Source organism: Acidovorax sp. GW821-FHT09B03 (genome assembly GCF_059418305.1).
In genome coordinates this window covers 57,055-69,295 of sequence record NZ_JBWKPP010000020.1, presented here as the reverse complement: position 1 = coordinate 69,295, position 12,241 = coordinate 57,055, and the positions used below count along the sequence as shown (strand labels likewise).

7 protein-coding genes are annotated in these 12,241 nt (G+C 70.0%); 4 read left to right on the top strand and 3 right to left on the bottom strand.

All coding sequences use genetic code 11. The features are described 5' to 3' along the window. Window positions 1-147 precede the first annotated feature (147 nt). Window positions 148-990: a dienelactone hydrolase family protein gene (locus AC07PA_RS27095; RefSeq protein WP_494609393.1), complete on the top strand. Its 843-nt coding sequence runs from the start codon at window positions 148-150 to the stop codon at window positions 988-990. Between the two features lie 197 nt (window positions 991-1,187). On the opposite strand, the gene AC07PA_RS27090 is transcribed toward AC07PA_RS27095, so the two are convergent. After that, the gene (locus tag AC07PA_RS27090) at window positions 1,188-3,197 is read right to left on the bottom strand and encodes a tetratricopeptide repeat protein (RefSeq protein ID WP_494609394.1); all 2,010 of its coding nucleotides are present in this window, start codon (window positions 3,195-3,197) and stop codon (window positions 1,188-1,190) included. Between the two features lie 156 nt (window positions 3,198-3,353). On the opposite strand from AC07PA_RS27090, the gene AC07PA_RS27085 reads away from it, so the two are divergent. Further along, complete coding sequence (locus AC07PA_RS27085) at window positions 3,354-5,189, top strand: RCC1 domain-containing protein (protein WP_494609395.1); 1,836 nt, start codon at window positions 3,354-3,356, stop codon at window positions 5,187-5,189. Window positions 5,190-5,216: 27 nt separating this feature from the next. Next, complete coding sequence (locus AC07PA_RS27080) at window positions 5,217-7,076, top strand: RCC1 domain-containing protein (protein WP_494609396.1); 1,860 nt, start codon at window positions 5,217-5,219, stop codon at window positions 7,074-7,076. Between the two features lie 37 nt (window positions 7,077-7,113). On the opposite strand, the gene AC07PA_RS27075 is transcribed toward AC07PA_RS27080, so the two are convergent. Beyond that, a complete protein-coding gene (locus AC07PA_RS27075) occupies window positions 7,114-8,700 on the bottom strand; it encodes an amidase (RefSeq protein WP_494609397.1) in 1,587 nt (528 codons plus the stop codon). A 56-nt stretch (window positions 8,701-8,756) separates the two neighbouring features. After that, a complete protein-coding gene (locus AC07PA_RS27070) occupies window positions 8,757-9,797 on the bottom strand; it encodes a Bug family tripartite tricarboxylate transporter substrate binding protein (protein WP_494609398.1) in 1,041 nt (346 codons plus the stop codon). Between the two features lie 289 nt (window positions 9,798-10,086). On the opposite strand from AC07PA_RS27070, the gene AC07PA_RS27065 reads away from it, so the two are divergent. Next, entirely contained in the window at window positions 10,087-10,998 is a 912-nt protein-coding gene (locus AC07PA_RS27065; RefSeq protein ID WP_007855313.1) for a LysR family transcriptional regulator, read from the top strand. The last annotated feature ends 1,243 nt before the right edge of the window (window positions 10,999-12,241 follow it).

Below are 12,241 nucleotides of genomic sequence, written 5' to 3'. Positions count from 1 at the left end.
CCGCCCTCAAGGCAAGGGAGCAAGCGCATGCAGCCCATGTGCCCCGGCACCGCACCACGGCACCAAAGAGCCTGCAGCATTCCTGGTTGTCACGTACCATGGCACGCCCTGCCGCAACTGTTTTGACCGAAAAGGAGCTGGACCACCATGTGCGATTCGAATGACCATGACGATCTCCACAAGTACACCCGCCGCGACTTTGCCGCGTGGGCGGCGTCGGCCGGCGTGCTGACCGCCCTGCCTGCGGTGGCCAACGCTGCAGCGGTGGCAGAGCGTGAGGTGACCATCACCACGCCGGACGGAAGCTGCGACGCCTACTTCGTCGCGCCCACGTCGGGCTCGGCCCCCGGTGTGCTGGTATGGCCCGATGTGTTCGGCCTGCGCCCGGCCTTCCGGCAGATGGGCAAGCGCCTGGCCGAGTCGGGCTACAGCGTGCTCGTCGTCAACCCTTTCTACCGGCAGAAGAAGGCGCCTACCGCCCCCCAGGGCGGCCAGACGCCGATTGCCGAAGTGCTGCCCCTGATGCAGGCCCTGACGCCCGCCATGCACCTGAGCGACGGCAAGACCTTCGTGGCCTGGCTCGACGCCCAGGCCGAAGTGGACAAGGCCCGCAAACTCGGTACCACCGGCTACTGCATGGGCGGGCCGATTGCGGTGCGCACGGCCCTGGTGTCCTCGGGCCGCGTGGGTGCGGTAGCCAGCTTCCATGGCGCCGCCATGGTGACGCCGGCGCCTGACAGCCCCCACCGCCTGGTGGCGCAGACCAAGGCGCAATACCTCATTGCGATTGCCGAGAACGACGACACCAAGGACCCCGAGGCCAAGGCCAGCCTGCGCACCGCGTTCGACAGCGCCAGGCTGCAGGCCGAGGTGGAGGTTTATCCCGCCGCTCACGGCTGGTGCCCTTCCGATTCGCGGGTCTACGATGCTGCCCAGTCCGATCGCGCCTGGACACGCCTGCTCGCCACATTCGGCAAGGCACTGGCCTGATACCGGCCTGAATGAACGCATCCCGGGCGCCGCGGCGTCCGGGCATGCATGTGCCGGTTGCCCAGGGTGGGCCCCTGGGCGCCAGAGGTGGTACCCGGCGAGACCGGTTTGTCGGGCCTTGCAGCCGATGCTCCTTCTGCCGCGCACGCTGCTGGCGCTCTTAGAACCTGTTCAAGATCTTTTTGAACAGGTTTTTTTTACACCCGCCCGCGAAACGCCCGGACCAGCATCCACACGCTCACCGCCATGCCCACGATGGGGATGGCCGCAACCACCGCCACCGCAGCGCGTGCGGCGGGCGCCCAGTCGAAGTCGCGCCCGGTGCGCCAGGCACCAAAGGCCGCGATCAGTCCCATCACGGCCATGCCCCGGCGAAAGCTCGCGCCTTCCTTGAAGAACAGGATCAACAGCACCACGTTGGCCGCGCCGATGACCAGGGCCAGATGGCCCAGGTGCAGCGAGAAGGTGGTGTTGCGGTACCTGGGGTCGTCGGCAGGGTCGTCCTCCGCCTCGCGGTCGTCGATGCGGCCGCGCGAGTGAGCGGGGGCCGGGCCCTGCGGGGCCGCGGTCGCCGGCGCAGCGGCTGCGCCGCCAGTGCGGCCCCAGTCCGGTGCCGACAGCGCCGCGGCGGCGCCACCGGCAACGGCGGTACCCGCGCTGCCTCCCATGCCTGCCACTGCCGGCGATGCACCGGCCCCCAGCCCCTTCTCGCGCAGCACGGCGCGCAGGCGGCCCGGTTCGCGCAGGGCCGTCACCAGGGCCCGCACGGGGCCCTGCTCGTGGGGCGCGATCTTGAGGTCATCCACGCGCCTGGTGGTGCCGCGTGTATTGGCCAGCATGAAGAGTGCCTTGGCGACCTGCGCATCCCTGGGGCCACCGGTGCCGTCCTCGATGAAAACGCCCAGGTTGTAGGTGGCGTCGGCATGGCCGGCCTCCGCCGCCTGGGCATACCAGTCGCGGGCCTGCGCCAGGTTCACCAACCCGCCGTCGCGGCCGTACTGATCGGACGTGCCCAGATGGAAGGCGGCATGGGGGTTGCCCTCACGGGCGAACCAGCCCACCAGGTCGCGCGTTACCGAGCCGGTCCACACCACGGGAGCCATGGCCGGCGCCGACGGTGCCATGGGCGCCAGGCTCAGCCCGCCGGGGGATTCGGCGGCTTCCCTCGCCTGCCGCTGCTTTTGTTCCCGCTGCCACTGCTCCTTGGCTGCGGCGTTCCATTTGGCGGCCAGGGCCATGTCCACAGGGCCGCCCCAGCCGCGTTCGTGCATCAGTGCAAACAGGCGCTTGGCGGGTTCGTGGTCCCAGTCCACCGCGCGCTGGCACCAGTAGCGGGCGTTCTCGTAGTTGGGCTCCTCCCAACCGATCACCACCTCCAGCGCATACTGGAACGCTGCCACCTCATGGCCCTGCAGGGCGATGGCCTCCAGAGCGTCTGCGGCTTCAATACGCTTTCTGGTGTAGAGCATCATCTGCTCGTTGTGCGTGAAGGCGTCGTCCAGCGCCTTGCGCTCGCCGTCCACGATCGTGAGCAGCATGTCGCCCGATGCGGATTTCAGCCGCGCCATCAGGGTCTGTATGCGCCCTTTCGCCTCGATGGGAAAGCGCTCGTAAAAGGCCTGCGCGTCCTGCCGGGTCGGTGCATCGTGCGCGCCCGTCACCTGCAGCGCGGCTGCCAGGTCGAAGTGGCGGCGCTGGCCCATGGTGCCAAAGCGCAGCGCGCGGCCCATGGCGTACAGCGCGTGCGGGTTGCCACGCGCAGCCCAGCGCCGGTACTCGGCCCAGGCGCTGGCATCGTCGCCCCGCTCGCGTGCCTGCACGGCAAAGCGCACCTGCAGGTCCGGCTCCTCGGGCACGTCGCCATTGCCCAGGTAGTGCACGCCGCTTTGCGGGTCGTACAGGCTCAGCCCCCGCAGGGTGGCCTGCTCCCACGCCAGGTTGAAGGCCGCGTCCCAATGCTCCGTGCGGGTGTTGATGCCAAAGCCGAGCGTGGCGTCTTCGGTGACACCGTCCTCGCTGCCGTCCAGCCACACGTCCATCGCTTCGGGGTAGCGCTCCTGCAGCGCCCGGCCCCACTCCAGGAACTTGGGGTTCTGCCCTGGCGGCGGGCTGTCGCTGACGCGCTCGAACTGCGCATCGGCCTCCTTCTTGGTGGTCGGCCACGGCCAGTCAACTGGCTTTTCCCACAGTTGCAGCGTGTAACTCATGCTCGGTACCCTCCCAGGCTTGGCATCGTCGTTGTTGAGGCGGATTCTAGGGCGCCTGCGGCGCATTTCGTTACATGGCGCCTGTGACCGCAGCCACAGGCGCCGCGGGCCTGCATTCCTAGAATGGCCCGAAAACACTGCGAGAGGTTGAGGACCATGAACGACCGACCCACCCAGCCCCTTTTGTCGCGGCTTGCGCGCAGGGTGCTCGCCCTTGCAGCACTGGCGCTGGCCACCGCCTTCACGCCAACGGCCTCCATGGCCACGACCGTGAGCATGGGCACCACCCACGGCTGCTCGGTGGCTGACACGGGCCAGGCCAATTGCTGGGGCAGCCTGCCGGTGCAGGACCAGGCGCCCTATGTGGTCAAGGACATCAAGGTGGGCCGCGACTTCAGCTGCGCACTGGTGCTCAGCTCCGTGCGGTGCTGGGGCAACAATGAATTTTCGCAGTTGGGCACGGCCGCCGCGAAGCCGACCGGGCAGTTCGTGGAGGGGCTCGACCAGGCCGACCAGGTTGCCGTGGGGGCACGGCACGCGTGTGCGTTGCTGTACGGATCGCTGCGCTGCTGGGGCGATGCCAGCCAGGGGCAGCTCGGCGAGCCTGCACGCACGGCGGTGGCCCGGGCCACCGCAATCCCCGGGCTGGCCAAGGCGGTGCACGTTGCCGCAGGCAACGGCGCCACCTGCGCGGTACAGGAGGATGGCCGCGTGCTCTGCGTGGGCGCCGGCAGCGGCCTGGCCGGCGCAGCCGATGCACCGCGCACGCCGCGCGAGTTGCCAGGCATCGGCGATGCGCTGGAGGTTTCCCTTTTCGACGGCCATGCCTGCGTGCTGCGCAGAGAGGGCCGGGTGGCCTGCTGGGGCAGCAACCGCTTTGGCGAGCTGGGCATACCGGCCGGCAGCGGCGCGCAGACAACCCCCGTCGAGGTCGCCAACCTGGGCGCCGCCGCCAAGGCCGTCGCCGTGGGCAGTGGCTATACCTGCGCCCTGCTGGTCAATGGCACCATCAGGTGCTGGGGCAACAACGCCAGCGGCCAGCTGGGTACGGCCCTCGGTGGGGCTGCCACCGGCCTGGTCACCGGCATCACCGATGCCACCGCCATCAGCGCCGGGCAGACAGCCGCCTGCGCCGTGCTGCAGGGTGGCTATGTGCAGTGCTGGGGCCAGGGCACGGGCTGGGGCAACGGCACCTGTGGCGTGCTGGGCGGTATCTACCCGCAGCATCCTGCCAGCTACGGCCCGATTGTCGACATCGCCATGTGCCGCCCGCTGGGCTCGTTCGCACCCCTGGCCGTCAAGGGCCTGGGGCCGGCCAACGATGCGGGCCAGGTACTGGACTGGGCAGAGAAGACCATGCCGGGGGCCTTCCCAGCCCAGGGCGCCAGCGCCCCGGATTCGGGCGATACCCTGTTCCACCTGCGCCAGTACCCGGGCGGCCACACGCTGGGCGTCAACGTGCACGGCACACCGCACCTGCTGTACCTTGGGCCTTTGACCGCAGGGCAACTGGCCGACCTGGGCCCGCTCAGCCGGTGGCTGAACGAGGCCAGCCTGGACGAGGGCCGGCTCAGCGGCCTGCAGATGCAGGCCATGCCCTACATCGTCCAGATCAGTTTCGGCAATGTGTGCAACGGGTTCCAGATTCCCCACGCCATCCGCGGCGGGGCGAACAGCGTGCCTGAAGGCTTGGTGACCACCTCGGTGCGGGTGGAAAGCGGCAGCCGATCCATGGAATTCCCCGTCGACAACCGCTACCGCATCGCGGTGCTGACCACCGAGACCGACTGGATTTCCCAGCGCACGCGCCAGCCGGGCGAGCCCATTCCCGCCGGGATGAAGGAAGAGTCGGTGCTGTTCGGCCGCACGTCGGCGTGCCCCAGCTTCAATCCCCTGGGCCTGGACGTGGACCTGACCGTCTTCTACACCCTGGGCAACCGCAAGGGGCAGTTGCGCACCCGGGTCAAGGTCATCCCGAGCCCGACGGTGTAGGCAGGCGCTGCCGCGAAAGACCAGACCATGAACGACAACATGCGCCACGCCTCCCCGATTCTCTTGCGGCTGCTTGCAGGCGCCGCTGTCGTGCTGCCCACCGCCTTCGCACCGCCGGCAGCCATGGCCACCACCCTCAGCATGGGCACCAGCCACGGCTGCTCCGTGGCCGACACCGGCGTCGCCACCTGCTGGGGCACGCTGCCCATGGCGCCACTGGCGTACGAGGCGCGCGCCCAGGACATCCACGTGGGCGAGGACTTCAGTTGCGCGCTGACGGGCACCTCGGTCCAATGCTGGGGCCGCAGCAATGCGTACTCGCAGCTCGGCAATCCGGTCCTGCAGGCCCCGTGGGGCTACACGCTCAGCGGCCTGCGCCAGATCTCCCAGATCGCCGTGGGCGCACGGCACGGCTGTGCCCGCACGAGTGAGCTGCAGGTGTTCTGCTGGGGCGACGGCAGCCAGGGGCAGATCGGCAGCGCGGTACCCACCACCACGGCCGAGGCCGTGCGCGTGGAGGGCATGGACACCATGACAAAACTCGCTGCCGGCCGGGCCAGCACCTGCGGCGTGATGGATGTGCCCAATGACCGCAAAGTGATCTGCGTGGGCGCCGGCAGCGGCCTGGCGGGTGCCGCCGAAGACCCGCGCACGGCGCGCGCCGTGCCGGGCATCACGGACGCCGTGGATGTATCCCTCTTCGCCGGCCATGCCTGCGTGCTGCGCGGGTTTGGCAAGGTGTCCTGCTGGGGCAGCAACCAGTACGGCGAGCTGGGCGTGCCGGCCAGCAACGCCCCGCTGACCACTCCCGTGGAAGTGCAAGGCCTGGGCGCGCCAGCCAAGGCCGTGGCGGTGGGCGATGGATTCACCTGCGCGCTGCTGGAGGGCGGCACCATCAAGTGCTGGGGCAACAATGCCAACGGCCAGTTGGGAACAGGTGTGGGCATGGGCCTGGCGCCCGGCACTGCGACACCGGCCACGGGCCTGGTGGTGGGCATCACCAAGGCCATCGCCATCAGCGCGGGCAAGACTGCAGCCTGCGCTGTGCTGGAAGGCGGCTACGTGCAGTGCTGGGGCGAAGGCGCCGGCTGGAGCAGCGCACCTTGCCGTGTCTCTGGCGGCCTGTACCCAGGCGTGCCCGCCTCCTACGGCCCGGCGGTGGACCTCGCCATCTGCCGCCCGCAGGGCTCTGCAGCGCCCATGGCCGTGCAGGGCCTGGGGCCGGCCAACGATGCGGCGCAGGTGCTCGACTGGGCCGAGAAGACCTTGCCGCAGACCTTTGCCCCGCAGGCCGGCACCGTGCCAGCCGGCATCGACAAGAATCTTCTGTACGTGCGCGACTACCCCGGCGGCCACCGGCTGGCCATCAACGCCCACGGCACCCCGCAGCTCCTGTACGCGGGCCCCTTGAGCGCCGGGCAGGTGGCCGACCTGGGGCCGCTGAGCCAGTGGATCCGGGAGGCCGCGCTGCACGAAGGGCTGGGCAGTGGCCTTCAGTTGCAGGCAGACACCCACACCAACGCCATGCCTGGCCCCGACCCGTGCGCCTATCTGCAGACGCGGTACGGCATCCGTGGGGGCGCCAAGGCCCTGCCAGAGGGGCTGATGAGCAGCCTGGTGAAGGTGACAGGCGGGGGGCGGTCCGTGGAGCACACCGCACGGGGCGGGTACCGCAAAACCATCATGACCAATGACACCGACTGGATTTCCGACGGAACCCACATCCCGGGCCCCGGAACGCGGCTGGAACCCGTGCACCTGGGCTCTGCGGTAGGATGCTCGCTCTTCGCCGCCTTGCAGGGCGATGTGGAGGTGACCGTCTTCTACACCGTTGGCAACCGCAAGGGCGCATTGCGCGCCAAGGCGGTGATGAGAACGTCGTACTGAGGCGCGCGCCCTCGCCGCTTCTGCGCCCAGACTGCGCCTACACCACCGACACCGACGCGGCAGCCCCCTGCCCCGCCGAGCCCAGCACCGGCGGCGTGGTCACGATGGAGCGCAAGTCCGGCACCGCCCGGCGCAACGCCGCCAGGTCCGGCCGGGGCCGGCGCAGTTCGGGCCGAGCCGCAAACGCCCGTTCCAGCGCCAGCGATGCGCCCAGCACCTGGTGGTCTTGCCGAAATCCGCCCACGATCTGCAGGCCAAACGGCATGCCAAGGTGGTCCGTGCCGCAAGGCAGCGACAGGGCCGGGTGCGTCATCAGCGTGACCACGTAGGTCAGGCCCAGCCAGCGGTAGTAGGTGGCCTGCTGCTCGCCGTTGATGGCGTCGGCATACAGCTGCGTCCACGCGAAGGGCGAGACGGGCGTGGTGGGCGACAGGATCAGGTCGTAGTCGGCAAAGGTGCGCTGCGTGGCCTGGATGATGCGCGTCTGCTCGGCCTGGGCCCAGGCGCTGTCGAGCAGGCTCATGCGCTTGCCCATTTCGTAGTTGGCGCGGGTGTTGGGGCCCAGGCTGTCGGGGTCGCGGTCGTAGGCGGCCTGCATGCCGGCCACGAAGGCCTCGGCGCGCAGCACGTCGAAGCAGCGGTGCGCGTCGCCCAGGTCCAGCTTCACCTCGTCGCAGCTGCGGAACAGGTGGCGCATGGCCGCGATCTTGGCGCGGAAGGTGGCGCGTATGCCCTCGTCCACCGCGCAGGTGCCAAAGTCCTCGGTATAGGCCACGCGCAGGCGGCCCAGGTCCACCTCGGGCGGGGTGAGGAAGCTCAGCGGGTCGAGCGGGTAGCTCAGCGCATCGCCCGCGTGCATGCCGGCCGATGCGGCCAGCTGCAGGCAGGCATCCTCGACCGTGCGGCCCATGGGCCCGACCACGGAGATGGGCGTCCACACCAGGGGCTTGCGCACACTGGGCACCACGCCCGGCGACGGCCGAAAACCCACCACCCCGCACTTGGCCGCCGGTATGCGCAGCGAGCCCCCGGTATCGGACCCCGTGCACACCGGAAGCAGGTCGCAGGCCAGCGCCGCGGCCGAGCCGCCCGAGGAGCCCCCGGCGTTGAGGTTCGGGTTGAACGGGTTGCCCGTGGCACCCCACACGGTGTTGCGCGAATTGGCGCCCGCGCCCAGCTCGGGCACATTGGTCTTGCCGGCCACGATGGCACCGGCGCGGCGCAGGCGCGCCACCAGCTCGATGTCCTGCGTGGGCACATGGTCGCGGTAGATGGCCGAGCCCCAGGTGGTGAGCAGGCCCTCGGTGGGCTCCAGGTCCTTCACGCCCAGCGGCAGGCCGTGCAGCAGGCCCAGGGGCGCCGTGCCATCCACCACCGCCTGCTCGGCCGCGCGTGCCTCGCTGCGCGCCCGGTCGAAGCAGGTGGCCGTGACGGCGTTCACGAAGGGGTTGATGCGCTCGATGCGGTCGATGCAGGCCTCCAGCAGTTCCACGGGCGAGACCTCCTTGCGCCCGATGAGCCGGCGCAGCGCCACGGCGGATTGCTCCACCAGCGCATCGCCAGGGCGACTGGCGGTGTCGGGATACTCGGATGGGGTGGTGGTGGATGAAGCGATGTCGGGCATGTTGTCTCGGTGTGTTGTTCAGGGCGCCATGCGCTGCTGCGAGCATGGCGCGGGGGTCAATCTGCAGTGATGTTCGAACGGGCTGCGACGGCACGCATCGCAGGCAGTTCGCGCTGGATCAGCTCGGCCGCCGCCGCACCGCTGCTGAACGCCGGCTCCATGCCCTGCGCAGTCAGCTTGGCCTTGGTCTCGGGGTCGGCCACGGTAGCGGCCAGGGCTTTTTCGAGCTTGCTGCGCACGGCAGGCGGCAGGCCCTTGGGCGCGGCCATCACCAGCCAGGTGTCCAGGTCGATGCCTGGGTAGCCGGACTCGGCCAGCGTGGGCACGTTGGGCAGCAGCGGCGAGCGCTTGGCCGTGGTGATGGCAATGGCCTTGATCTTGCCCGTCTTGAGCTGCGGAATGGCCGCGGCCACCGTGTCCACGGTGAAGGGCACCTGCCCGCCCATCAGGTCCGTCATGGCCGGGGCGCTGCCCTTGTAGGGCACGTGCGTCATCTTCAGGCCCGTGGCCTGCAAAATGGTTTCGCCCGCAAAGTGCGACGTGGTGCCGCTGCCGAACGAGCCATACGAATACGCGCCCGGCGCCGCCTTCACATAGTCCACGAACTGCTTGACGCTTTGCACCGGCACCTGCTGGTTGGCCAGCAGGATCAGCCCCGTGCGGCCCGATATGCCGATGGGGTCGAACCCCTGCACCGGGTCGTACGGCAGGTTGCTGCGGATGGCCGGGTTCACCGTGAAGGTGGTGCCCGAGCTCAGCAGCAGCGTGTACCCGTCCGCCGGGGCCTTGCTCACGTAGCCCGCGCCGATGATGGTGCCCGCGCCCGCACGGTTCTCGATCACGATGGGCTGGCCCAGCTCCTTGCCCATGCGCAGCGCGATCACGCGGCCCAGCACATCGGTGGCACCGCCGGGCGGGAACGGGATCACCAGCGTCAGCGGCTTGCTGGGGAAGGCGGCTGCGTCCGCCGCATGCGCTGGCACGCTGAACAGGGCCCCCAGCGCGGCCACCGTGGCCAGGCCGGCGAACAGGGCCGCATGCAGGCGGTGGGCACGGGCTGCGGCGGCGGGGGGCGCAAACGACATCGGTGATTTCATGGACAGCATTCCTGGAGCAAGGGTGGTCATGGGTCAGGCGTCACGCAAACGCCACGCAGCCATGGTAGAAGCCATCCCCCAGTGCCACAAGCGCAATGTTTAGAATTGTCGATTGCCGAAATCGCAATTGGGCTTGATGCCCCCTGAGTCGCTGCGCGCCTTCCCCCTCAGGGGGACGACCCCAGTGCGGCGGGGCGGCCCTTGCACGGGGGCACTGGCCCTGGCCGCGCGAGTTTCACGGGCCGTCTGGGAGCAAGCGCTTGGAAACATGAACGATAGGAGCATCCCCATGTCCAGCCACATACTGCAGGAGACCGCCGTCCGCTACTTCCTGGAGGTGGTGCGCGCCGGCTCGGTGAAGGACGCCGCGCTGCGCCTGAACGTGGCGCCCTCGGCCGTGAGCCGGCAGGTGGCGCGGCTCGAGCGCGAGATGGACACCCTGCTCTTCGAGCGCCAGGCACGCGGCATGGTGCCCAATGCAGCCGGTGAATTGCTTGCCGCGCACGCCAAGCGTGCCCAGCAGGACAACGAGCGCGTGCTCGGCGACATATCGGCCCTGCGCGGCCTGCGCAAGGGCTTTGTGCGCGTGGCCAGCGCGGCCGGCTTTGCCTACGACCTGCTGCCCTCGCTCATCGCGCGCTTCGGCGAAACCTACGAGGGCATTCGCTTCCACCTGGAGATGTGCGCCCAGGGCGAGGTGCCGGGCCGCATCCGCGACGGCGAGGCCGACATCGGCATCACCCTGAGCGGCCTGCCCGAGCCCGGCATCCGCCTGGAGCTGCGCCACCCCTGCCCCGTGCTGGCCGTCATGTCGCGCCGCCACCCGCTGGCCGCGCAGCGCCAGCTCTCGCTCAGCCAGGTGGTGGCCTACCCGCTGGCCCTGCCCACGCCGGTCAGCTCCATCCGCCAGCTGCTGGACACCAGCTGCAGCCGCCAGGGCCTGCAGTACAACGCCGCCATCACCAGCAACCACGCCGACTCGCTGGTGAGCTACGCCGCCACCGCCCCCGAGGCCATCGCCTTCTACGGCGAACTCTCGGTGCGCACCCGCCTGCCGTCGCTGGACCTGGTGGCCATTGCCCTGCGCGACCGCGAGATGAACGAGCGCTACCTGGAGGTGCAGACCCTGGCCGGCCGCGCCCTGCCCGCCGCAGGCAAGGCCTTCGTGCAGTTCCTCACCGAGCACATCAAGGCCGGGTAGATAGCAGCGGGCGCGGGGGTGCCCGCTGCATATATGCCGGCACTCCCCAGCGGGTGATCCGCGCGCGAGAGTGGTCTCGTACCACCCACCTCCGCGCGGAGCCCTTTCCATGAACCTGTACCAACTGGCCTCGCAAGATGAGGCCTGGGGGGCTTACGCCCCCGATGACGACACCACACCGCTGTCCGTGTGGTTTGCGGACCCGCCCGCCCCCGTGCCGCCCGGCCCAGTACCTATTGACGCGGCCCTGGACGCCGCCGCGCGCGAGTACGGGGTGGATGCCGATGTGCTGCGCGCGCTGGGCCCTGGCAGTTCGGTCGACTCCATCTTCGACACCGCAGCCTCGCTGCGCTCGCGCCTGGAGGCGTTTGGCGGCGACTATGCCCAGGCCCTGGCTTCCTACCGCCAGGAAGAAGAAGGCCACGGCGGCAATGCCTTGGCGGCACCGGCCGCTGCACCCCTCTCACCCCCACCGCAGGCCGATGCACGGATGCCCGCCCCAGCACCTGTACCAGCGCCAGCCCCCTCGGGACGGCCCACCGCAGTTGCGCCCAGGCCCCGGCCCGCAAGGCCCCAGGCCACTGCGCCCGTGCCAGGGCCACCGCCATCGCAGTCAGCCAGGCAAGACCTGCCCGCTGCCCCGGCAGACGGCAGGCTGAACGCCCCCAACGACCCGCGCAGCCTGATGTACAGCCAGGCCCCGGCAGCGCCAAGGCCTTTCGTGGAGGAGGTGAAAAGCCAGCTGGCATCGGGCGCGAAGACCCTGGCCCAGATGCTGCCGGGCACCGGCGCGGCCGCACGCTGGGTGGCCAACCAGCCCGAACCAACCACCGGCAAGGCCCCGCCCGCCAGCGTGGGCAGTGTGCTGGAGCGCGAGGCAGTGCCTGCGACAGACCTGCCCTCCCGCGATTTGCCGCTGCGGCCCGAAACACGCAAGGCCGCCAACAACGCCTGGGATGCGGCCAGCCCGCAGGACCGCCAGCGACTTCAATCCTTGCCAGAATGGCAGGGCCAGCTTGCGCGCGAGCGCGCCGCTCAGTTCGCACAGGCGGACAAGGGCATTTTCGCCGCGTCGCCGACGGCGGCCCTGTTCGATACCCGCGCAGAAGGCCGCACCAAAACGCTGATCGCCAAGGGCGAACACCCCGACTTCGCCCGCCGCGCAGCCTACGAAGGCGCCGCTGCGGGCGTCGCGCCAGGGCAGGATGTAAAAGCCCTGGGCGGCACGGTGCAGCCCTCCACC